Annotated in this window: 18 protein-coding genes; 5 read left to right on the plus strand and 13 right to left on the minus strand. The window is 44.4% G+C overall.

From position 1 onward, the window contains the following. The first annotated feature begins 579 nt into the window (after positions 1–579). A complete protein-coding gene (locus GQF63_RS06125; protein WP_160368343.1) occupies positions 580–1,650 on the plus strand; it encodes a branched-chain amino acid aminotransferase in 1,071 nt (356 codons plus the stop codon). Between the two features lie 46 nt (positions 1,651–1,696). Here the strand turns inward: GQF63_RS06125 and GQF63_RS06130 are convergent, their stop codons facing one another. After that, the gene (locus tag GQF63_RS06130) at positions 1,697–3,211 is read right to left on the minus strand and encodes an alpha-L-fucosidase (RefSeq protein ID WP_246163352.1); all 1,515 of its coding nucleotides are present in this window, start codon (positions 3,209–3,211) and stop codon (positions 1,697–1,699) included. A gap of 117 nt (positions 3,212–3,328) precedes the next feature. Here GQF63_RS06130 and GQF63_RS06135 point away from each other — a divergent pair, with 117 nt between their 5' ends. Further along, positions 3,329–4,132 (plus strand): hypothetical protein, encoded by an 804-nt coding sequence (locus GQF63_RS06135; RefSeq protein ID WP_160368344.1) that lies wholly within the window; start codon positions 3,329–3,331, stop codon positions 4,130–4,132. Between the two features lie 387 nt (positions 4,133–4,519). On the opposite strand, the gene miaA is transcribed toward GQF63_RS06135, so the two are convergent. From miaA to pdxA, 4 genes are all read right to left on the minus strand, one after another. Then, positions 4,520–5,428 (minus strand): tRNA (adenosine(37)-N6)-dimethylallyltransferase MiaA, encoded by a 909-nt coding sequence (gene miaA / locus GQF63_RS06140; RefSeq protein WP_160368345.1) that lies wholly within the window; start codon positions 5,426–5,428, stop codon positions 4,520–4,522. A gap of 87 nt (positions 5,429–5,515) precedes the next feature. Beyond that, on the minus strand, positions 5,516–6,100 hold the full coding sequence (locus tag GQF63_RS06145) for an IS1096 element passenger TnpR family protein (RefSeq protein WP_160368346.1): 585 nt from the start codon (positions 6,098–6,100) through the stop codon (positions 5,516–5,518). A gap of 71 nt (positions 6,101–6,171) precedes the next feature. Then, the gene (locus tag GQF63_RS06150) at positions 6,172–7,572 is read right to left on the minus strand and encodes a CCA tRNA nucleotidyltransferase (protein ID WP_160368347.1); all 1,401 of its coding nucleotides are present in this window, start codon (positions 7,570–7,572) and stop codon (positions 6,172–6,174) included. A gap of 72 nt (positions 7,573–7,644) precedes the next feature. Next, positions 7,645–8,700, minus strand: a complete 1,056-nt coding sequence (pdxA, locus tag GQF63_RS06155; RefSeq protein ID WP_160368348.1) for a 4-hydroxythreonine-4-phosphate dehydrogenase PdxA — start codon at positions 8,698–8,700, stop codon at positions 7,645–7,647. Between the two features lie 132 nt (positions 8,701–8,832). Between pdxA and rsmA the strand changes: the two genes are divergently transcribed. Together rsmA and GQF63_RS06165 are read left to right on the plus strand one after the other, a co-directional pair. Continuing rightward, positions 8,833–9,612 (plus strand): 16S rRNA (adenine(1518)-N(6)/adenine(1519)-N(6))-dimethyltransferase RsmA, encoded by a 780-nt coding sequence (gene rsmA / locus GQF63_RS06160; protein WP_160368349.1) that lies wholly within the window; start codon positions 8,833–8,835, stop codon positions 9,610–9,612. Position 9,613: 1 nt separating this feature from the next. Then, on the plus strand, positions 9,614–10,543 hold the full coding sequence (locus tag GQF63_RS06165; protein WP_246163354.1) for an NAD(P)-dependent oxidoreductase: 930 nt from the start codon (positions 9,614–9,616) through the stop codon (positions 10,541–10,543). 87 nt (positions 10,544–10,630) lie between these two features. Here the strand turns inward: GQF63_RS06165 and GQF63_RS06170 are convergent, their stop codons facing one another. From GQF63_RS06170 to GQF63_RS06205, 8 genes are all read right to left on the minus strand, one after another. Continuing rightward, a complete protein-coding gene (locus tag GQF63_RS06170) occupies positions 10,631–11,758 on the minus strand; it encodes a BACON domain-containing protein (RefSeq protein ID WP_160368351.1) in 1,128 nt (375 codons plus the stop codon). An 11-nt stretch (positions 11,759–11,769) separates the two neighbouring features. Further along, positions 11,770–13,077, minus strand: coding sequence for a DUF4302 domain-containing protein (locus GQF63_RS06175; RefSeq protein WP_160368352.1), 1,308 nt, complete (start codon positions 13,075–13,077; stop codon positions 11,770–11,772). An 11-nt stretch (positions 13,078–13,088) separates the two neighbouring features. Further along, positions 13,089–13,970 (minus strand): zinc-binding metallopeptidase, encoded by an 882-nt coding sequence (locus tag GQF63_RS06180; protein WP_160368353.1) that lies wholly within the window; start codon positions 13,968–13,970, stop codon positions 13,089–13,091. A gap of 15 nt (positions 13,971–13,985) precedes the next feature. Further along, entirely contained in the window at positions 13,986–15,533 is a 1,548-nt protein-coding gene (locus GQF63_RS06185; RefSeq protein ID WP_160368354.1) for a RagB/SusD family nutrient uptake outer membrane protein, read from the minus strand. A 25-nt stretch (positions 15,534–15,558) separates the two neighbouring features. Beyond that, positions 15,559–19,215: a SusC/RagA family TonB-linked outer membrane protein gene (locus GQF63_RS06190; protein ID WP_160368355.1), complete on the minus strand. Its 3,657-nt coding sequence runs from the start codon at positions 19,213–19,215 to the stop codon at positions 15,559–15,561. Between the two features lie 123 nt (positions 19,216–19,338). Beyond that, positions 19,339–20,487, minus strand: coding sequence for a FecR family protein (locus tag GQF63_RS06195; RefSeq protein ID WP_160368356.1), 1,149 nt, complete (start codon positions 20,485–20,487; stop codon positions 19,339–19,341). A 138-nt stretch (positions 20,488–20,625) separates the two neighbouring features. After that, positions 20,626–21,183 (minus strand): RNA polymerase sigma factor, encoded by a 558-nt coding sequence (locus tag GQF63_RS06200; RefSeq protein WP_160368357.1) that lies wholly within the window; start codon positions 21,181–21,183, stop codon positions 20,626–20,628. 286 nt (positions 21,184–21,469) lie between these two features. Then, positions 21,470–22,339, minus strand: coding sequence for a UbiA prenyltransferase family protein (locus GQF63_RS06205; protein WP_160368358.1), 870 nt, complete (start codon positions 22,337–22,339; stop codon positions 21,470–21,472). 185 nt (positions 22,340–22,524) lie between these two features. Here GQF63_RS06205 and acs point away from each other — a divergent pair, with 185 nt between their 5' ends. Next, complete coding sequence (gene acs, locus GQF63_RS06210; protein ID WP_160368359.1) at positions 22,525–24,438, plus strand: acetate--CoA ligase; 1,914 nt, start codon at positions 22,525–22,527, stop codon at positions 24,436–24,438. Positions 24,439–24,821: the final 383 nt, after the last annotated feature.

The raw sequence follows: 24,821 nt of genomic DNA on the forward strand, positions 1-24,821 counted from the left end.
ACTAAAGAAATTCGGACTATGGACGAATGGCCGTTTTATAAAGGAATACAATAAATCCCAAAATAAATTTAAACATACCCACTGGTTTGGTCTCCTGGGCATTGATATTAGCGAGTTCTCTTTCCATAATAACAAAAATTTGGTTAAATAATAACAAATCGCGACGGCGAATAAACCCTGAGGTTTGCAGACACCGCTATAGACCTTGTGTTCAAGGCGCTTAAAAAGCGACCAAACCAAGGCTATTTCTCTAATAAAACAATTTAATTTTATGTAGCTATTTTGCGACGATAGCATAAGCCAAACTGCAAGAACAATACCGCAAATTGAAAACCGCCTATTCAGGCCAATTAACTCATTTCGAGAATACAACAGTATAGCAAACTGTATACAGTTATGCCTAGGAAAACATACATATTTCCTGTATGTTAATTTTAAGCTACCTCCCCATGAACAGGGTAAGTTCAGCGTTTAGGTTCATCCCCTACTGATTAAGGCTAACTCCTTAAAATTAACGCTGATTTTGCCTATCCATTTAATTATTTTAACTAAATTGCGAACCTTAAACAATCAATTGATATGAGCGCGACAGAACAGCTTTCAATTCGCGTAGAGCCGACTCAGCATTCCAGACTCTCGCAGGTAGATTTCAACAACTTAAAATTTGGACAAATCATGTCTGACCACATGTTAGTGGCAAACTATGATAACGGTCAATGGACAGATGTAGCCATCGTTCCTTATGGTGAGTTGAGCGTCAGCCCATCGATGTCTGCCTTGCATTATGGCCAAGCAATTTTTGAAGGCATTAAAGGTTATAAATTTGCAGACGGTACCGTGAGTATCTTCCGCCCCGACAAAAACTGGGAGCGTTTTAACAAGTCTGCAGCCCGTTTACAAATGCCAGAAGTGCCAGAAGAAATCTTCATGGATGGCTTAAAGAAATTATTGGACGTAGACCGCGATTGGATTCCTTCCAAAGAAGGTACCGCTTTATACATTCGCCCATTTATGTTCGCTACAGAAGCTGCATTAGGCGTACATCCATCTGTTTCTTATAAATTTATCATTATCACCTGTCCAGTTGGTGCTTACTACAGCAAGCCTATCAGCTTGAAAGTAGAAACACATTACACCCGTGCCGCAGAAGGTGGTGTTGGTTTCTCTAAAAATGCCGGTAACTACGCTTTATCGTTATACCCAACGCAGTTGGCAAACAACGAAGGCTATGACCAGATTATGTGGACCGATGCCAATGAACATAAATACATTGAAGAAGCAGGAACCGCAAACTTGATCTTCCGTATTGGCGATACCATTATTACCCCACATGGCGACACCATTTTACATGGCGTAACGCGCCGCACCATTATGGAGCTTGCCGCAGAATGGGGATACAAAGCCGAGCAACGCCGTGTTTCTGTGGCCGAGCTGATTGATGGCATTAAAGCCGGAACTGTAACGGAAGCTTTTGCTGCCGGAACAGCGGCAACCATTACCCATATCGACCGTATTGGTTTTGAAGGGCAAGACTATACCCTACCTCCGGTAGAAGGGAGAGAATTCTCGAACAAGGTGCTTTCTTACCTGAACGATCTACGTTATGGTAAATCTGAAGACACCCACCAGTGGAATTTTATTGTTAAATAAATCATATACATAGTAGGAAAGGGAGCTTTGCTCCCTTTTTTTGTGCCTACATTTTAGCGTCCATTAACTGCTGTCGCTGTGCTTCGGGGCTTCCCAATTTCATCTTCACTACGAAGGCACGGTCGGTTTGAAAGCCTCGCGGCAATTGAATATCATAATAGGCCTGCTTATCCAAGTCCAAACCTATTTCGCTATGCTTCAACAGTAATGGCTCGCCGCCCGCCAAAAGCTCCGCAGCAACAGGCACCTCTTTACTATTCTTCGGCAGGGCAATCCGCAGGATATTATTTACCGGCCTATTGAATACCGTAAGATACAGGTAGCCCTCCTTTTGGGTATAATAGCCATATTTTGATATCGGCAGGTCCGCATGGCTAGCACCGTAAATCGCTTCGCCGTTTTTCTGCATCCACTGCCCCAATTCGCTTGCTATTGTATCCTCTTCGGGATGCATATTCCCTTGGCCGTCCGGGCCAAAATTCAATACGAAATTCCCGTTCATGGAGACGGCTTGCAACAGCATCTCCAACAAATCGTCGGTCGTTTTGGTATAAAGGCCCGACCAGTCTTTCATATAGCCCCAGCCATTGGGCGGAATGGTCATCACCGCATCCCAGTCGTTCCCGTTCAACCAACTGTAATCTCCTGGCAGCTTCCGCTCCCAGCCTTGTTCATAATCGCCTAATAAATTGCCATTGCTATCGAAGTGACGTTTTCCGTGTTCATCATTGCGGAAGCGAGAGCCGATAATCAATCCAGGATGTTTATCGCGCAGTTCCTTTTCTAAGGCATAGGTAAATGGATAGGCCTGAATCCAGGATTGATCCCAAGTGCCATCAAACCAAAAGCCTTTAATCTGCGGGTAATTTTGCAATAATTCCAAGAGTTGGTTTTTGGTATAGTTCAAAAAGCGTTGGAAACGCTTTTTCTCCGCCTCGGTCTGCGGTGCCTTCAGCATATAGTCCGGGTTATTCCATTCCAGCACCGAGAAATAAAGAAACACATCAATACCCTCGGCCGTGTAGGCATCAACCACTTCCTTAACAATATCTTTTTTGTAGGGGGAGGCTGAAATATTATAATCGCTGTATCGGCTTGGCCATAAGGCGAAGCCATCGTGGTGTTTGGTGGTAAAAATAAGGTACTTCGCTCCCATTTCTTTGGCTTGCCGGGCCCAAGCCTTTGCATCAAAAGCCTTCGGATTAAACTGTTGGTATAGCTTATCGTAGGTTTCTTTCCAATTTTCCGGTGCTGTAGGGCCAGACCAGCTGCGAATCCATTCGGAAGCTGCAGCCCCCTTGCGTGCGCTTACCCCTTCCCATTCATTCCCCGGAATGGCATATAAACCCCAATGAATAAACTGCCCCAGGCCATAATTGCGGAAGTTAACCATCGCCGAATCGGTTCGATGTTTTGGTGTTAAGGATCCATACTTCACGGTGGTTTGCGTCTTCGGCTGTTGCTTAGGGCCTGTCCATTGCCCGTAAACCGGCGACAAGGAACAAAGGCACATGCTTATGAATAGTGTATAATAGCGTTTTAAACAGGATTTGCTCTTCATAAATAAGTTCTCGATTAGCTAAGATAAGAAAATTAAAAAATTAGCACACATTCCCCGAAAACAGGTATTTTATTAAGCTATAAGTTGAGATATCTTTGAGTTCAACAACACACTATCATGAAAAAACAACAAACTTACCTGATTTTACTCTTTGCAGCCTGCCTTTCCTTTTTACAACTCTCCTGCAGCAAATCTGACGATGACAACGAATTCCCGCAAGAATTAAAAAACGATAAACCGGGCAAAATCGAGGGACTTGGCAATACCAATGGAGAATTAGGAGGAACAAAATTTAAATTACCCGACGGTATTAGCCATGTAGGCGACCTTCGAGGAAGCGAAATTTATATCCTAGATGAATTGTACAGCTCCTTGCGTAGCCAAATGAAACAACCTGCTAAGATGGCCCGCTTGAAAAGCGAAATGCTGGCAGCAGCAGGTAGCTTAAATGCCGATACCTGCCGCGGTAGTGGTATGCTCGTGACCATTGCTATGGTACTAAAAAACGATACAGATCAAGATAAAGACGTGGTATTCCCCCCGGGATTAATCCTAAAATCTACCTCTGGAAAATACCAGAATGGCGTCCTGCTACAACAGTGTAGCTTTAAGATTCCGAAGAAATCAACAAAACGTATCCACCTGTTTTTATACTGCGGTAATGCCGATCGCTACGGCTCCGATCCGGATGAAATTTACGAATGGTCGGTCATCAGCAATTCCAAAACTTTATATGATTTCTGTGCCCTGCTAAAAAACAAAAAGATTAACCTAGAACATTACCTCAGCAACAAAACCACCCTGGAACAATATTATCAGATGCAAGGGATCATCCAAACTTGCCTGTGGCGATTAACAGAATCGGAAGATGGACTGCATGAAATGGACCTTGAGCTACTGAAGGGATTGCCTAACAAGTAGACCTATATTACGCTTTCTTTGGCAATGCTTTAACTCTTCTTTTTTCTAGTCCCCTTTCACTCCCCTTTCAAACCCAATGCAATCCCCTTTCAAAGCTTTTTGCAAAGGGGGGAAGTTGGGGGGAGAAAAGAAGTTGAAGTGCTTTTCATTGTGCTGTCATCGTGAGCGGAGTCGAACGACTGGTACGTCAGTGCAATCAGCAATGCATACCCCACTTATTGCAAGCGTATTGCGTAAAGGTATTATTAATAGTTGATAGATATGATTAACTGTATTGACGTACCAGTCGTTCGTGGTTCGACTCCGCTCACCATGACAAAAAGTGACAAAAAGTGATAGTAAACGTGACAAAAAAACGTGATAAAAAGCGTGTGAGATATAGCTTCCCTACCTCAAATACTGATCAATAAATTGAATTATTTCTTTGGTTTGATGGGGTTCAAACCAATGCGTATCGCCATATTTCTTAAACCAGGTTATCTGCCGTTTGGCATAGCGTCTGGAGTTTTGTTTTATGGCTGCTATGGCATCTTCCAGGCTGCGCTTGCCGTCGAGGTAATCGAATAGCTCGGCATAGCCTACGGTTAGTAAAGCGGGTTTATGACGAAAGGTCTCCAAGGCTTTCACCTCTTCCAGCAAGCCTTGTTGCATCATGAGGTCTACCCGTTTGTTGATCCGGTCGTATAATAAGGCGCGGTCCATATTTAATCCTATGGTCAATACCTTAAATTGCCGTTTACTTTGCTGGCGAGTTTGGTAAAAGGAGATCGGATTTCCGGTTGTTTCAAACACTTCCAGGGCACGGATTACGCGTTGCGGGTTCTCATAGTCTATATACGGGTAGTTTTCCGGATCGATGGCTTGCAGGCGTGCTTGCAGCGGCGCTAGACCATGTCCGGCAAATTCAGCATTCAGGCGATTTCTGATATCCTCCGGGGCTTTCGGCAAATCGTCTAGCCCCTCGCAAAGGGCTTTAACAAATAAGCCTGAACCACCGACCAAGATGACTTGATCTGTGCTTTTAAAAAGGGTAGCCAGGCGAATGAGGGCATCTTTTTCATAGTCACCAGCCGAGTAGTCATCGGCAATGCTATGCGAGTTGATGAAATAATGCTGGGCTTCGGCGAGTTCCTCGTCGGAAGGCTTGGCGGTGCCAATACTCATTTCGCTGTAAAACTGCCTAGAATCGGCCGAAAGGATGGACGTACGATAATGTTTAGCCAAGGCAATAGCCAGGGCTGTTTTTCCTACAGCGGTAGGGCCTACTATCGAAATCAATGTCTTTTGTGCCTGCATGTTACTATTCCCTATAAAAAAAACAAGGAACCAGCTACATTAGAACAGGTCGCTGGTTCCTTGGGTATACATGAAGTCGGTTAACGACTAATAATCGTCGTTTCCGCTGTTATTATCTTGGTTTTCTTCCTCGCCGCCTTCTTCCTCCTCATCGAACATATCGTAATCATCCTCCTCATCTACGCCATACTCTTCGCTCGATTCTTCCACAAAGTCATCATCCTCATCATCTTCAGCACCCGCCACCGGGAAGTTTGCTGCCGTTAGGTTTTTAGGTGCTTCACCGATAGATTTAAAAATCGCCGGATATTCCTTACCATCCTCCTCTTTCAAAATCTTAATCAATTCTACATGAAAGTCGTAAGGGCGGTCGAAATTATAGATATAATAGAACTTCTGATGCGGATCGTCAATGAACTTACTTAAACGGATGCCTTCCATTTCCAACACGCCACTTGCTTTCTTGCGGTCGTTTGGCAGGTAGGCTACTTCTGTTCCTTTTTTCCATTGATCATTACTCACATAAAAAGATGAAGACTTCTCCACTTCATATTTCGTGGATTTATGAATGGCTTCGTGTAGTTCGAAAAAGGTGCTTTTTGAAGGCATATCTATTTCCCTATACACATCCTCATAATCCTCGAAGGTTACTCTAAATCTATAAATTGCCATTTGTTTTTATATGTTTAAGCGGTAATAAATTCCAGCTATAAAGTTACGCATTTTTTTATTTTTCTGTTTCGCTAATGCTTCAGACCGAGGCTCTCGCCTTTGGCCAGCATAAAGCTAAACGCTTCTTCTCGCGTGTTCGGTATTTCACCTTCAAGAATTGCTTCGCGAATGGCATTTTTTATGATGCCCACATAGCGTCCGGGGCCAATGCCGAAGGCCTTCATAATATCGTCGCCATCAATGGGTGGTTGCCAGTTGCGCAGGTGGTCGCGTTCTTCCACGTCCTTCAGCTTCTGTTTCACCAGTTCGAAGTTCTCGCGGTATTTCTTCTTCTTAAACTCGTTCTTGGTGGTTACATCGGCATGGCACAGCATCATCAAGGCATCAATATCATCTCCAGCCTCAAACAATAAGCGACGTACAGCCGAGTCAGTTACTATATCCTTCGCCAATACAATCGGGCGTAAGTGCAAAAGCACCAACTTCTGCACAAATTTCATCTTCTCGTTTAGGGGAAGTTTCAATTCGGCAAATAACTTAGGTACCATTTTGGCACCTCGATCTTCATGGCCATGGAAAGTCCAGCCGGCTTTCTTATCAAAACGTTTGGTTGCCGGTTTGGCAATATCGTGCATAATGGCTGCCCAGCGTAGCCATAGATCGTCAGAAAGCTCGGCTACATTGTCCAATACCTCCAGGGTATGGTAAAAGTTGTCTTTATGGCCTTTACCATCCACATATTCCACGCCATACAATTGCTGCATAGCCGGGAAGATATGGGCTAACAAGCCGGTATCAAACAGGTATTTAAACCCTATGGAAGGCTTTTCAGCCAGAATAATCTTATTTAGTTCGTCGGCAATCCGTTCTTTGGAAATAATCTTGATGCGCTCCACCTGCTCATGAATGGCATTCAGGGCGGCGGCATCAATTCTAAAGTTCAGCTGGGTAGCGAAGCGGATGGCACGCATCATGCGCAAGGGATCATCCGAGAAGGTAATGCCCGGCTCTAATGGCGTACGGATAATGCGGTTTTGAATATCTTCTTGCCCCTGAAAAGGGTCGATAAGGGCACCATAGTTTTCCTCGTTTAAGGAGAATGCCATGGCATTGATGGTAAAATCGCGGCGATTTTGGTCATCGGCTAGGGTTCCATCTTCTACAATGGGCTTTCGCGACTCCCGACGGTAGGATTCCTTCCGTGCACCTACGAACTCTACTTGTAGGCCTTGGTACATCAACATAGCGGTGCCAAAAGATTTGTAAACCGCCACTTTGCTATGCAGCTTTTCACCTAAAGCCGTCGCGAAGTCAATGCCCGAGCCCAACACCAGGATATCAATATCATCTTTAAAGGGCCGCCCCATTAACCTATCCCTAACATAACCACCAATAACAAAACAAGAAACCTGCAGTTCCTTCGCTAAATCTTTTATGATCGGGAAAATGGGATGTTTTAAATCTTCACTCATAGCAACAAAGTGCAAAAGTAAGGAAAATAATAGGAAAAACTTTAGCCTAAACGCTAGTATTAAACGGAGGTATTAATCGCGATCTTTCGATAATCGACGGAAAGAAAGTGGATTTGCGCTTAATACAGCCTGCTCTCTACGGCGTTGAACAATATGAACCGCCTCGAAGATAGCTTCCACAAAGGAAGTATGCGAAGCCATGTTCTTACCGGCAATGTCGTAACCCGTGCCATGGTCTGGCGAGGTGCGCACAACAGGAAGACCTGCAGTAAAGTTAATACCCGTTCTAGAAGCGATATGCTTAAACGGAATTAAGCCCTGATCGTGGTACATGGCAAGCACCGCATCAAACTTCTGGTAATTATCGCCGGCAAAAAATCCATCGGCAGGATAAGGGCCAAAACAGAAGATGCCTTCTTCATTGGCTTTTTCAATAGCTGGGCGGATGATTTCGATATCTTCCGTTCCAATTAAGCCATCGTCGCCGGCATGTGGGTTTAAGCCCAACACGGCAATCTTCGGTTTTTGAATCCAGAAATCTGTCTTTAAGCTGTCATTCATCATGCGCAGCATATGCAGAATGCTGTCCATGGTAATGGCTGCTGCCACTTCTTTGACAGGGATATGGCCGGTTACTACACCTACACGTAAATCCTCGCTCACCATAAACATTAAGACGTCTTTGGCGCCAAACTCGGCCTGTAGGTATTCGGTATGGCCCGGAAAATGAAAGCCTTCTTGTTGAATATTGTGTTTATTGATCGGAGCCGTTACCAAGGCATCAATCAAGCCTTCTTTTAAATCTGCAGTGGCCCGTTGTAGGGATAAGAATGCATATTTACCGCCAATTTCATTCTGCTCGCCCAAGGTAATTTTAACATCTTCTTGCCAGCAGTTAATCATGTTGGGGCGTTTGGCATTCGCCTGATCGGCTGTGTTAATGACGTTGAAGCTAAAATCGTTTACTCCTATCGCCTTGCGGTGAAAGGAAGCAACTTTGGTATTGCCATAAACGATTGGCGTAAAGAAGTCTAGCATCCTATTGTCCATTAAAGACTTGATAATTACTTCTAAACCAATGCCGTTTATATCACCTACCGATATCCCGATTTTTAACTTTTCACTCATTGTCAATACACTTTGTTAATCAAAAATAGCAAAAAAACATCATATGGCGTTCCCAATTGCGATTTAAATAGTTAAATGCAAATTCTTAAGCGTGCCAATAGAAAATAGTATCTTTGTCGCTAAACAATCTGTATGAGTTCGGTACGTGCTAAAAAACATTTAGGCCAGCATTTCTTAAACGATAAAAATGCGGCACAACGCATAGTGGATGCCTTGACCCCAAGTTTAGGCTTCAAGCAGGTATTGGAAGTAGGCCCCGGCATGGGGGTATTATCCGATTTCCTATTGCAAAAAGAAGAGTATGAAACCTTCCTAATTGATGTAGACGATGAGTCTATTGACTTTTTAGCCGACAAGTATCCGCAACTGGGAAACAGATTGATTCATGGCGACTTTCTGGAATTAGACTTCAGCACTTACTTTCCGGGCAAAATGGCCGTCATCGGGAATTTCCCCTACAATATTTCCTCGCAGATTCTATTCAAGATCTTAGAAGAACGGGATAAGGTGGTAGAAATGGTAGGTATGTTTCAAAAAGAAGTGGCAGAACGCTGTGTGGCCAAACCGGGGTCCAAAGAATACGGTATCCTGAGTGTTTTTCTGCAGGCCTACTACCATGTATCCTATCTGTTTACCGTAAAGGCCGGTGCTTTTAACCCGCCACCAAAGGTGCTTTCGGGAGTGATGCGCATGGTGAGAAATGAGCGGGAGACCTTAGACTGCGACGAGAAATTGTTCTGGCGCGTGGTGAAGGCTTCCTTCAACCAGCGTCGTAAAACCCTACGCAATGCCCTATCGGCCGTGGTTCCTAAAGACAAAATGAGCGACAACCCTTTATACGAGTTGCGGGCAGAGCGCTTGAGTGTTGCCGATTTTGTGGAACTGACCAACGAAATAAGTAATGCCAACTAACATGAAACTGTTAATTGTAGACGACCTGCATGATGTTTTCTTAGAAAAACTTAGCCAGGCCGGTATCGATTTTAATTACCAACCCTTAATCAGCCGTCCGGAAGCGGAGCAATTGATTCCGGATTACGAGGGCTTAATTATCCGTTCTAAATTTCAAGTAGACCAGGCTTTTATTGACCTGGGCAGCAAGCTGCAACTCATCGGACGATCGGGTGCCGGTATGGATAATATTGATGAGGCCTATGCCATGAGCAAGGGAATCCAATTGTTCTCGGCCAACGATGGCAATAAAGATGCCGTTGGCGAGCATATGATCGGTATGTTGCTATCCTTGATGAATAATACCCGTCGTGGCGACCAGGAGGTGCGAACGGGACAATGGCTGCGGGAAGAAAACCGAGGATATGAGCTGAAAGGCCGCACCGTGGCTCTGATTGGCTATGGCCATAATGGCCAAGCTATGGCAAAGAAACTATCGGGATTCGAGGTCAACGTGATTGCCTACGATAAATATAAGACTGGATTTTCTGACGCCTATGCCAAAGAGGTTTCTATGGAAGAGGTGGTGCGCCAAGCCGATGTGCTGAGCTTCCACATTCCATTGACCCGCGAAACAACAGGCATGGTGGATGAGGAATACCTGTTCCATTTCCGCAAACCGATATTCTTCCTGATGGGTGCCCGTGGTGGTATTGCACAGATTCCGGCGGTATTGAAAGCAATGGATCAGGGGAAAATACTAGGAGCCGCTTTTGATGTATTGCCGGTGGAGAAGTTTCCAGCTTTAGCAAATCAGGATTGGTATCAGGATTTAATTAGCAAAGATAACGTCTTGCTGAGCCCGCATGTGGCTGGCTGGACTTTTGAAAGTTACTATAAACTATCGGCCTTCTTGGCCGACAAGATTATCTCTTGGGCGAAACAAGCCTAAGACAGTTGATTTTATAGGTGCAAATAGCAAAAGGAAAAGGGACATCATCACGACGTCCCTTTTCTAATTATTAACTAAACAGTGAAACTATTTTTCTATGCGCATATCCATCATATAGAGATATGGCGGGATAAGGCCGTAACGGCTCATACCGGAAGAGCCAAAACGGTAGGCACTCACGGCCAAACCATCGGCTGTATATGTTTTTCGACCACTGGTCCATTCATTAAACTTCTCAAAAGTATAGTTCATGTGGGTATCTGTCGGTTTACCATAGGCCTTTAATAAAGGATCGGTATTACCGCTAAAGAACTTATCGGCAATATTATAGGCTGCTGCATATACTTTCACCTTATTGTTATTGATAATGTCCTTGGCGCTCGCATCGACAAACTCAGGAAGCAATAGCTGTCCGGAATTAATCTGTATCGTCGCATCGGCATTATAGGTCACATCGAAAGCAATCGGTCTGTTTTCAAACACTTCCATTGGTCCTGTGGTTACCGTAAAGACCGATCCGGCTACTTTGGCGGTAATAGTGACAGGAATACGCTTGCGGAAAGCTTCATCCAAGCTGCTATCATCAATATAGGATAAGAAGGCTTGGCCCAGGAAGTCCTCAAAGGAAAGGATGTTAAACTGTGCAAATTCTAAGGCTACTTCCTCCGTACCATAGATAATATGCGCCGTACCGGTGCGGCGGGCATTCACATCAGATGGCTTATAGGGGTCTGCTTTCACATAAAGCGTATCCCCAACAACCTCTGCACTTAACCAATCTTGATCGAATTTAACCTGATAATCAATATTACTGATGATATTGATTTTCTTTAAGCCTCCAGAGAAGGAATAGTTCAAATCGTTGGTTTGTGAGTTTACCTCAAACAACAAGCCTCGCTGAGTAACCGGAACCACCAGTTTTGCGCCTGCGTTGGACGTAATGTGGATTAAGGTAGAACGGTTTGTTTTCTCTGCATTCTGCTCCACTACAATATGGATCACATCGCCCTCTTGCTGAATCTTGCACCATTCATCTTCTACACTGGCTGTAAAATCGGCCGAGGACAATTGGATGGTTCCTATATTTTCTAAGGGACCGGTTTCCAAATTTGTTTCGATGACGCGCAGCTCCGGTGCTGCTTCCTCCTTTTTACAGGATGCCATCAGCGTTAGGAAGAAGCCCAGTACTAAAATGCTCTTTAAAATATTTTTCATCTTCTTCAATATTATTGTTTAGCGAGTTTTATATTAAACATAAAACGCACGCCTTCTTCATTGGAATAGAACTCTTTGCTGCTGCCTACAACCGTATGCAAGCCTAGGTATTTCATAGGCGAGCTACCAAATAATCCGGGTCTATTGTATTGCGACATGACGGTGAATTGTGGCTTTTCACGAGTCCCACGCATCCATAAGCCCGCCATAATATGGGTGGCATTGGTTTCAAACGTGTTGATGATATAGCCTAACAGGTTGGTTTCATAACCTACCGTCATCCATAGGTTTCCTGAAGCTCCAGCAGGTGCTTTCCCTAGATTTTGAGGCTTAAACACCAGGTTTCCATTGACGTACTCCAACTGAATAGGACGGATAAAGGTTTTGGAAGTCAGGGTATAGCTTTTCCCGGCTACATTTTCCGTCACCTGTACCACTTCGTTTTTAGAACCTACATTACTGATGTAAGAAAGCACATAATTCCCCGGGATATCGGTATAATCTAGCTTCACGCTTTTCAAGGTAATGGCTTTGTTTTCTTTCGCGTGGAACGTTAAGCTGGCCTCATCGAAGATGAATTCTTCATAGGCTTTACCATCGATTTGCACTGGTTTTTGCAGATCAATACCCTCATCAGATACCGCATAGCGCGTAATATCCTCCGGATACTCGGTATCATACCATTTGCTTTGATCTAAATTGATGGCTGTTTGGCTTGCAGCACCGTTGTTCTGCAATTCGAAACGCATCAGTTTACTCATCAAGGCTTTCAAGGCTTTCACCTCGTCCACATAGGCCTTAAAGTCTTTTTCCTCCTTTAAAGGACGCATCACCAGTTGGTTTGCAAACTTCTTCCCACGCATGACAATCTTCTCCGGGGTAACCGACTCGAGGATAAACTCAAAGTCGCCACCTAGCCCCTGCGGGTTGGAAGATGTGGCTTCGGAATAGAAATGCAGCACCGGATTATAACTATCGAAGCTTAAGATCGGGCCGTTATCAGACGCAAAGGAATAGGAAGACTTCACAATAGTACCGGCTTCCACCTTATTGGCTGTTAGTTCGGAGGCTAAATCAACCATACCGTCCTTAAACTTGATCAGCATTTTATAGCCGCCATCCGGATTCTGGTAGTCGCCGTAATAATAATCAAGGCTCCAGCCATAGGGTGCTTGCTGTAATATTTCATCGTATTTTGCGAAAGCTTCGTTCATGCGTTGTGCCGAAGATTGATCGAAGATCGGATCTTCAAAGCGGCTACAGCTGTTGAACGTCAGCATGACACCCATAGCAATCGCGATTGTATATAGTTTTCTCATGATTGTCTCTCTTAATTAAATTCGATAAACGGCAATTGGGTTACACGCTCGGAACGACGCAAGACCACGGCACGCAGCTCGTCAAGCTCGAAGCCCCAGGAATTGCGGGCATACTCGCGAATGATATTCAGCTTCTTATTGATGATAGCTGTTCCTTCGGCACCTCCCGGAGCAAGTAAAGCTGCCCATTTCTTATCGGTGGAAGTGATAAAGCGAGAATAGGTTTCCGCGAAATCCTCATTAGGCTCACTCATCGCATAGGCCGAAACAAAGCCCTTCTTCCGTGCTGTTTCTTCGGTAATCCCTGATGCCCAATCGTCCTTGATGTAATCAGATTCGGAGATCTTCTGGAAATCCGTGCTGTAGTTTTTGGTCTGGTGAAGGATGTGCGAGAACTCATGGTGAATTACGTGGAAGTAGTTTTCACTTAAAGATTCAGCATCCAGTTTCATCTGGTTGATTTCATACATGGTAATCTTTACCCCGCCCTCAGCTGTAGCCAATACCTTGGTATTTCCGCTATCAAAGGCCGAAGAGCCGACAAACATAAATTGCTTCGGAGCATATTTACGCGTGAAATCTACACCCAACACCTCATCATAAGCTTCTAACCAGGCATACTTTACCACCTGCAGCATCTTTTGCGATTTATCAATATCCGCCGGCGTTAGAATAAAACGAGGGTCGGTATTGATATCGGTGTATTTATATAAGATATCGATGTTATACGGATAGGAGATGTTTTTCGTAATCCAGTGATCGAAAGCTGTTAATGTAGCAGGATCTTTCGGTTGGAAGATGGAATTTCCTTCATCTACCCCATCGCTTTTCCGACAAGCACCCAAGGCCAGCGAAAGCGCGACAACAAAATAGATTATGTTAATTTTTTTCATGTTCTAATACGATTATTACCTAGGGTTTGGTGCTAGTCCGGCGCCTAAAATCTCTTTAGGCAATTGGAATGCACGACGGTGATCATTCGGTTTTAACTCATCCAATACGCCTACTTCGTTGTTCTGTACCAAACGACGGTAGATAACCATACCATAGCGTTTGACATCGTTCCAACGCAAGCCCTCATGCATGTTCAAAATACGACGCGCATGCAATACCGAATGGATCATATTTTCCTGATCTTCTGATAATGTAAAGTCGATGTTGAAGGCTTTCTTTGGCGTAGGCACATCGTATTTGTAATAAGCGATGTTCTTGTAATAGTTCAAGATGCTTTGCTTGCTGATGTTTCGTTTAATGGTATAATTGCCGAAGAAGGTTAACATATCTTTCGCAGCATTATCTACATCCCCTTTCAGGGCATAAGCCTCCGCACGGGTCAATAACGTTTCATCGGCCGTGAAGATCGCCTGTACAGAATGCACATAACCAATCTTATTGATGATATCGGTATACTCAAAGTAGGCTCCGATCTTATAGGAAACCATCTTCTTCACTTGCGCATCGTAGTTCAGGGTGCGGAAGTTTAATAAAGCATAGTCTTCCCAAGGTCCTGATGAATTGGTTGCCTCAGTATCAGCAATGTACTTGTTGTAAGAATAACGACCTCCACCCTTGTATGGGCCATGGCAATAGCCCCAGCTTGAAACCGCATCCATTAACAGGTAATTGGATTTTTCATCTTTGTTGATGTAAGCATTCGGCTTAATGAAGTTGTTGTTACTCATCTTCTGCAAGGCATCCCAGTTTCTAAGGTCAGCACGTGCATCGGCACCTAAGGCTTTGTTTGCCGCAGCAATAGCCTTGTCGTATTCCCGGTGGTACAGGTAAAAACGAGCGGCAAAAGCATACGCCGCCTTGATGTTAAAGTGGAACTTCGGCTGCGTATAGTAAGAGTCGCTAACCAATGGAAGTGCCTCTTCGATATCCGCTTGAATATTCGCGTAAGTCTGAGCCACCGATCCACGGTCGTGCTTGGTAATCAGCTCCTTCTCGATCTTATCCGAGTAAGGGATACCCAAGTCTGTTTCGCTAGTAGTTTTGTTGTAAGCATGCGAAAAAGCATTCACCAATACAAAGTGACTGTAGGCACGGCACATCAACGCTTCGCCACGCGCAGCATTTAAATTGCTTGGGTTGCATAGCTTTTCGATGGCTTCCAAAGCCGCATTGGCAGTACCGATGGCTTCATAATGCTTGCTCCAAATTTCATAGGTATTATCGTTGGAAGCCTCGGTGATGTCTTGCCAAAGGAAAGACTGTACCTGAAAGCGATCGTATGCAAAAAATTGATCGCCGTTGTAATCGGTATTATCCGATGCCATTTCATTCATCCAATAGACCGATGCTCTTGGATAAGCAGATACCAACAGCTTCTGGATTTTCTCGGGCGTATCGAGTTCGGTTCTTGAGTCTGGCGGCGTATCGAGGGTCTTGTCACAAGATCCTAAAAAGCCTACTACCGCAAGACCAATCAACATTTTATTATATATTCTCATCATGTTATCTTCAATTATAGCGTATCGATTAAATACCAATTCTTACCGTGAAAGTGTATTGGCGAGGTACCGGTGCGGCTACCCCTCCTGAACGGAAGAACTCCGGATCTTGACCATTCAGCTTCTTATCTGCGTAGATTAAGAAAGGATTGGTGGCTTGCAGCTTCACCGATAGGTTGTTCACGCGCTGTCCGATCCATTCTTTCGGAAACTCGTAGCCTAAGGAAATCTCCTTCATGCGGATAAATCCACCGTCAGCAATACGCTCGGAGGAGAAGTTATACGCGTTATAGGCGATTTTCATATCCGGATTATCATCCGAATCACGGCGATTAATAATCGATGGGATATTCGTCAATTGCTCATCGCCAGGTAAGGTCCAACGGTTTGCGAATTCGCGTGGCATCGCACGCATATCGTCGTATTTGTTTTTGAAGACCTGATCCAGACGAATCACATTCCCGAAGGAATAGGTCATAAATACATTCAAGCGGAAGTTCTTGTAGGTAAAGATGTTCCCCAAACTACCCATGGTATGCGGGTCGGCGGAACCTTCGTATTTCAAGAACTTCATCTTCTCGATTGCATTCTGCTGGAAGTCGATATCGAAAGAAGTTTCCTGTCCATCTTCATTGATGAACACCGGTAATCCCTCGCGATCTAAATGCGAGAATGGAATCGAGAATATCGCACGTACCGGATAGCCTTCCTGCACATAACCTGTCCCTTTCACCAGGTCTACGACGCTAGAGGTAGCATCCAATTTGGTGATATTGGTTTGGTTCCAGGCGAAAGTAAAGCTGGAGTTCCAGTTAAAATCTTCTTGCACGAAGTTGCGTGTCGACAAAGTAAACTCTACCCCTTTGGACTTCATGGCTGCTACGTTGCCCCATTTCAAGGACTTCCCAGCTACCCCATCGGTATAGATAGGGCCAATTAGGTCGAAGTTATTCCGTGTATACCAGTCGGCTTCTAAGTTGATGCGGTTATCCAAGAATCCGAGAGCAGCTCCTATGTTCAACTCATGTTTTTTCTCATAAGTCAGGTTATCATTCGGGAAGTCGGTTACTCTCAAGCCACTTTCTTTCATATCCGAGAATGGACGCCAAGGATTATAACTGTTGATAATCATATTGGCGTTATTTACGAAGTCTACACCGCTTTCTCCAGTCAAACTGTAGGAAGAACGCAGGGTAAAGTGCGAGAAAATCGGTTGCAAGTTTGCGAAGAAGTCTTCTTCATGCGCATTCCAGGACGCCCCAACGTTCCAGGTAGGCAACCAGCGGGCCGAGTTGGCCGATCCTAAACGGTTACTACCGTCGTAACGAACAGTACCGGTCAAGATATATTTATGTTTATAGGAGTATGTAGGGTTTGCGAAAAATCCAACTTTACGTGATCTGGTATGGTTCAAGGAGTAGTAATCTGTTCCTTGTTCGATACCCTGTTTAAAGAATTCATATACATAGAAAGGAATTTCACCTAAGGCATACTGCATTCCCCAACCGTTAAAGAAGGATTTATCACGGTCGTAAGAGTTGTACTCACCACCGACGTTAAAGTTGATAATATGCTTATTATCGAAAGTCTTAGAATAAGCCCCCGACACGCGGAAGTCTTGCCCGCTCATGCCATAATCTGTACGGCGGTAGATTCCCCCTTCCGGCAATACCGATATCGGCAAAGCATAAGGGTTGTTCGGGTCCAAATACAGGAAGCTGTTGTTATCGCGAATAGTCGCATCATCCATCGCACGGTAAGCCATCGCTTGGTTGGCATTATCCAGAATGTTATGTTGCTGCGAGCTGTTCTCGTATTTAAAAGCACCTAAGGCCGAGAATTCCAAACCAGGCATGGCACGCCATTTCACCTCACCCTGGAATTTTAAACCCGTTACACCGATATCGATGTAATTGTTATCCAACTCATGCAAGATGTTAAAAGGCGCGTAGTTACGGATATACATGGTGTTCTGATCCAGCGCACGCGAGGTATTCATCGCATAGTTATAAGGATTGATATCGAAATTACGTTTCACCTCCCCGAATACCGGATCTGTTTCCTGACTTAAAGTTCCCGGCGCACGTTGCGTACGGCTGGAAGCCGAAGAAATCAAGTTTAAGGTCAAGTCAGGTAAGATCTTATAACTCATGTTTAAGTTAGCCGTATAGCGGTTGGTTTTACTCTGCTTGGTCCATCCCGGATCATTCATTGCAGAAATGGAAGCGTAGTAAGTCGAGCGATCCGTACCGTTGGTCATACTGATCGAGTGGTTGTGCATAATGTTATTGTTGAACAATACATCAAACCAATCGGTATTACGCATTTCAGCCGCTCTTAAGTAAGCCAGCTTTTGTTCTTCGGTATTGGCGAGGCCAAACATGCCTGTCTTCTCGTCGTAGGTATTCAGCAAGCGATACATATGGCCATATACCCCTGAGTTTTGCGCGCGGTAAGTTTCCCCGAAGTTCAACCAGCCCTTGCTTTCCATCTCCTTGTAAATACCCATTTGCTCTTGCGAGTTCATGATGTTAAACTCACCGTATCCCGGAATTTGACGATTTGTATACTCCCCGGTATAGCTTAAGCGGCTAACGCCGGCTTTTCCCTTCTTGGTGGTCACAACAATTACCCCGGCCATGGCGCGCGCACCATAGATGGACGTTGCAGAACCATCCTTCAGGATCTGGAAGCTTTCGATATCGTCTGCGTTTAAGCCGGCAACCGCCGAGCTAATCAAAGTTACCGCATCACCCGAAGATAAGGCATCGGCACTCACCTCGGTTACATCTTCCATAATAACGCCGTCTACCACCCATAAAGGTTTCGAACTGCCATAAATGGAAGTTGCCCCACGAACGCGAATCTTTGGTGCTGTACCGAATGTTCCCGACACGTTCTGCACCGATACCCCGGCCACACGCCCTTCCAAGGAACGGCTGATCTCCGGCATACCATCGATTTTCATGTCTTCGGCGTTTAACTTCGTCGCCGCACCGGTAAACAAGCGCTTATCGGTTTTGGTTACCCCGGTCACTACCACTTCCTCAATCACATCTTCCTTCTTCACCAAAGTTACCCGGATATCCAAACCCGCTGTTACTTGGGTAGTTTCAAAACCCAGGTAGCTGATTACCAATTTAGCTTTACCATTCGGCACTTTAATTCTAAAATGCCCTAGGTCATCGGAGGCCACGGTTGTCGTTGTCCCTACAACGGATACCGAAGCACCGGCAATAGGCAATCCATCTTCCGATAAAACACGGCCGGAAGCTTCTAGCTCTTGTTTTTCCGTTTCATTGGATTGCCTGAGACTAGGGGTATTCCCCCGTTTAATAAATACCTGGCGGCCTTCAATGGCGTAGGTATTGTTTGTACCGGCCAGCATGGCGTCCAAAATCTCTTTCAGCGTTTTATTCTCCGCTTTCACCTGCACCATTTTATTGGGCTTATCGATGTTGGAGGAGTAAAACACCAAAATACCATAGCCTTCCAGCTTCTTAAAAGCATCGGTTAGGGTGGTATTCGAGATGTTCACAGTTACTCGAGGATTAATAGGGCTTTCCACCGGATTCTGGTGGGCGTAAGCAGCATTCGTTGAATATAGCAGCAACAACGAAGCTAACACAAGGTTGCGACAATAGCGTTTTGAAATCGTATTGCCTACCTTTTCAAATTCTTTCATAAATTTGTTATTCAGAGTTAATTTAAATAAGATGCGCGGCAACGCATTTTTTTAGGGGCAATACCAATATGCGTATTGCCTTTTTTCGTTAGTTTGGTTATACTACATTTCTTTTACATAGGCTTATTGCTGAAGGTTATAGGTATTATTATCTTTTTTCAATTGAATATCCATGGAAAAGGCCACCCCGCGCAATACGGCATGTAGGTCTTCTTTTAAGTCCAAGTTTCCGGAACATTTCAATTGGGCAATTTGTGGTTCATAATTAATCTCGGCACCATAATAACGCTCCAGATTACGAATAACCTCGCGTAGGGGCTGCTCCTTAAAGCGGTAATAACCGTCTTTCCAAGACGTGAAGTATGCCACATCCACGACAGCAACCGATTCGGCAGCATCCGTTTTCACAAAAGAGTCATTCGGCAGCAGCACATGCTCGCCTGCGGCGCTATTCACCTTCACCTTACCCTCAACTAAGGTTACGCGATGTTGCTTTTCCTGCGCATAAGCATGAATATTTAGGCTGGTGCCCAACACCTGCACATCAAAGTCTTTGGTATGGAATATAAAGGGCTTCTTGGCATCTTTCACCACATCGGCATAGATTTCACCATCCACCTGTATTTCACGTTTCGATGCCGGGAAGCGACTCGGAAATTTCACCGTCGAGCCAGCGTTCACCCACAGCTTGGTACCATCCGGAAGAATTAAGGAAATACGCTTGCCGGCAGGCACGCGTGCTTCGTGTTGTTCGGCAGCTTCCATTTGCGATACATCAATTTCTTTTTTATTGATGCTGATGGCATTGGCCTGCGAAAAATCAAGTACCGCTTCTGATCCTTCAATATTCATGGTTTTCCCATCGGCGGTTCGCAATAGGATTTCCCCGGTATCTAAAGCCGGATGATCCGCGTGCGCTAGGTTTTCAGACAGCTTATCCCCTGGCCAGAAAAGCCAAACAGAAAGCAATAATCCCGCAATCAAGACCGCTGCTGCCGCCCGATAAAAGGTCAGCATGCTCACAGGTCTACGGCTACTGCGTTGGATACGTTCAAACAACAAAGCCTTATCCTGCTCATCCATGCTTGGCCCCGGTCCGCAGAGTTTCTCTTTGGCCTCTTCGAAAACAGATGCCGAAAGCACACCGCTATGCAGTAGGTTTTCCCAAAAAGCAGCTGTTTCGTCCGTTGGCGAAAGCATCGAACTGATAAAAAAATCATCACGTAGCAAGTCTTCTACGCTGGTATGGTTATGGTAATTATTTTTATTCATAAAATAGACGTCCTAACGGGCAATCAGAAGCAGGACAATGAAAATTGAAAAAGGTACTCATGCTTTTTTCAATTTTTTGAAAATAATTTTAAAAGGGGTAAGATTTTAGTATTAGGAATCGCAGATTTAATGCGTCTATTAATAAAAGAAGCACAAAATAAACCAAAGAACAGAAAAATAAGTTTTCAGTTTTTTTACGGCTGTTTGCGCAATATTCTTTGCCGATTGGGTATTAATCTGCATTTCTTCGGCAATTTGCTTAAAACTCATGGTTTTGTAGTAGCGGAAATAGAGCACTTGTTTTTGGCGGGGGCTCAAGTGGGTAATGCCCTCTTTCAACAATTCCCGTTTTAGGCCGCGCTCTTCCTGATGTATCCAAAGTTCTTCCAAACTATCTTCCAATTGATCATGCAGTTCCGGATTCAGGATTTCCATCTTCGCCTTGGGCAGGCGATTGAGTAAAGTATTCTTTAAAGCAATCAATAAATAGACCTTCACGTTTTGAACCGTAGGGTATTGCCCACGCTTATGGTAAAGGCTGACAAACAAATCGTGAATAGCGTCTTCCACGTCTTCGGCATGGTAGCCAAGGTGCAGGCCATAGGCATACAAGGCATCCACATAATTGTGATACAGGGTTGCAAAAGCCTCCTCATCCCGCTCTTGCATCAGATTCCACAACTGAAAGTCACGCATTGTTTCAGAACTCTGTTTTGCTGGCAGTTCAGTTGCTTTAACAACCTCGCACAGCATTCCAATTAAATCGCTAAAAATGAATAGATTCCCTTTCTGGAAGGGATTAATTAATAATTATTTAACAAAAGAAATAAAAATATTTTTCTATTGCAAAAACACCGGGAAATTTAAGGATTTAAACAAGTTAGGAATTCGATTATAAGGAAAAGGAACTTGTAAACCAAGTCCATAAATTGCGAAGCGACTAAACCTTCGGGATAGAAAAACAAAAAGAATGACAATTAAATTAACCTGCTTGTAAAAAAAGATACACCGCTAACCATTGCACAATCAAAGCCAGGTCTAGCAAGTACACCGTATGGTAATTTCGCTTCACCGTAAACAGCACGCTTTTCATCAGCACTAAAATAAATACGGTCGTGAGGAGCATGCCTGCCTTTACCGCAATGCTGTAGGGCGAAAAGGCAATCAACAATAGGTGGGCAATCCCGAGAAGGTAAGCCAGGTTAATGGCTGCTTGTTCGCCCATCATGGTGGGCAGGGTTTTCAGCTTGTATTGGGTATCCTGCGCAATATCACGAATATCAAAGGGCAAGGTACATACCAATAGGAATAAAATCTTAACGATACCTAGGTAATTGGCCGTAAACCAATTGATTTCAGCCCCTGCCGCATATAATTCCACCACCGGCAGGCCTACACTACTGAGCGACCAAACCACTGCGATGTAGAACAACTTTAAGCCCGGCACTTGCCGCAAGCCTTTCTTTTGCCCATTAACACGCACAAAGGGGATAGCATAGGCCATACTGACCAATCCCACGGCAGCCAGGTAAAGCAGGGTCCATACATGCAGATGCAGCATGGCCCAAAAGGTAATTAGCACGGCTAAGGCACTGGAGGTCCATAAAAGCCATTCGTGTTTAAATACCCAGCGGGTTCTTAGGTAAGGCGACAGCTCGGGATGCTTGGGTTTAGATAGGTACAAACTGAGGTTGTACAACAGTAAGGTCGTCGTGCCCTCAATCAGCAAGATGGAATAGTCTACAGGGAAGTTCAATACATAGTAACTCAGGGCACACTGGGCCACCGCTGCCAAGGCAATCAAGAGATTGCTATGAACAAAAAAATAGTATATCTTCTTTACAATATTCAAGGCAGATTATCGATTTTGTTGCCAATTTAATAGTTACTCTGCGTACAAAAATTAGCATTTCCCCGTAAAAAAAATTAAATTAGTCCTACCGAGGTTGAATTTTTCTGTATTCAATAACAAATTGACCGAAACTAATAAAACCTCCTATAAAGATAATGTAGACCTATAATTTTTTAAAGTTAAAAATGAGTTTTCAAATTAATTCTTTTGAAGCATACCAGGATGCTTACAAGAAAAGTGTGGAAGAACCTGAAGCGTTCTGGGCAGGTATTGCCGATAATTTCTTTTGGAAAAGAAAATGGAACAATGTGCTGAACTGGAACTTCTCGGAGCCGAATATCAAGTGGTTTGAAGGTGGTAAGTTAAATATTACCGAGAATTGTTTAGATCGCCATATTTACCAGAACGGCGATAGCCCGGCGATTATCTGGGAGCCGAACGATCCGCATGAAGCCCATCGGGTGCTTTCCTATAAGCAACTGCTTCAAAAAGTAGAGCAATTTGGCAATGTTTTAAAAAATAACAATGTCCGCAAAGGCGATCGCGTATGTATCTATTTACCGATGGTGCCTGAGTTGGTGATTGCAGTATTGGCTTGTGCGCGTATCGGTGCAATTCACTCGGTGGTATTCGGTGGTTTCTCCGCACAGTCTATTGCCGATCGCATTAACGATGCCGACTGTAAATTGGTAATTACTGCAGATGGTGGCTTCCGTGGCAAGAAAGTCTTAGAACTGAAAGCCATTGTAGACGATGCCTTGATGCAGTGCAAATCTGTTGAAAAAGTTATTGTTCTTACCCGTTCACGTACTCCTGTAGCCATGCTGAAAGGTCGTGACGTATGGTGGGAAGATGAAATTAAAAAAGTGGAGACCCAAGGCAACCCGGCTTGCCCGGCAGAAGAAATGGATGCCGAAGATGTGTTGTTTATTCTTTACACCTCCGGTTCCACCGGAAAACCAAAAGGGGTGGTGCATACCACCGCGGGATACATGGTATACACCGGCTACACCTTTGCCAATACCTTCCAATACAAACCGGGAGAAGTTTACTTCTGTACCGCAGATATCGGTTGGATTACAGGACATAGCTACATTGTATACGGGCCGCTGTCGCAAGGCGCCACTTCCCTCATGTTCGAAGGGATCCCGACTTACCCGGATGCGGGCCGCTACTGGGATATCGTAGACAAATACAAGGTAAATATAATTTATACCGCACCTACAGCCTTACGTTCGTTAATGGCCTTTGGTGATGAGTATGTTGAAAATAAAGATCTTTCCTCCTTACGTGTGTTAGGGTCTGTTGGTGAGCCGATCAACCAGGAAGCTTGGCAATGGTACCACGATAAAATTGGAAAGGGCAAAGCGCCGATTGTTGACACTTGGTGGCAAACGGAAAACGGTGGTCACTTGATTACGCCGATTGCCGGTATTACACCAGAGATCCCAGGCTATGCTATGCTTCCACTGCCAGGGGTACAACCTGCCCTAATGGATGAAAATGGCGAAGAAATTCAAGGGAATGATGTTAGTGGAAACTTATGCATCAAATTCCCATGGCCAGGAATGTTGCGCACCACTTGGGGCGACCACGAACGCTGTAAACAAACTTATTTCTCGACCTATGAAGACATGTACTTCACCGGCGACGGCTGTTACCGTAGCCCGGAAGGATATTACCGCATCACCGGTCGTGTAGATGATGTATTGAACGTATCTGGTCACCGTATCGGAACGGCAGAGGTTGAAAACGCCATTAATATGCACTCCGACGTAGTGGAATCAGCCATCGTAGGCTACCCTCACCCGGTAAAAGGACAAGGTATTTACGCCTATGTCATTGCGAACCACCACATCGATGAGGAAAAAACACGCCAGGATATTTTACAAACCGTAACCCGTATCATCGGAGCCATTGCCAAACCAGATATCATCCAGTTTGTAACGGAATTACCGAAAACAAGATCCGGAAAAATCATGCGCCGTATTTTACGCAAGATTGCCGAAAATGAATTAGGCAGCTTAGGTGATACTTCAACGCTGCAAGATCCAACGGTAGTAGATGCTATTATCCAAGGAGCAGAGAAGTTTAGGTAGGTTAGTCTTAGTAGTTAGTATTGAGTAGTTAGTAGTTAGTATCGTGCTGTCGCCGTTTTGTCATCGTGAGCGGAGTCGAACGACTGGTACGTCAGTGCAATCTTTAAGCACAATTTAACTGATTAACAATTTCTTACTAATACAAATCACTATTAAAGGGAGTAAAAGCATTGACAAATGCTTTTACTCCTTTTCTTATTTTAGCCTAGCATGATAAAAAAGAGTTACAATACTTACTAATATGATGATAGTATTTTAATTCAAACTATCCACTTTTATAGTCAATTGACAATCAAGAAGATTGCAATGACGTACCAGTCGTTCGACTCCGCTCACGATGACAGCACGATGACAGCACTCTCCACTAACCCTCTCCCCTTGCT

Source organism: Sphingobacterium humi, from assembly GCF_009768885.1.
Classification (GTDB): Bacteria; Bacteroidota; Bacteroidia; order Sphingobacteriales; family Sphingobacteriaceae; genus Sphingobacterium; species Sphingobacterium humi.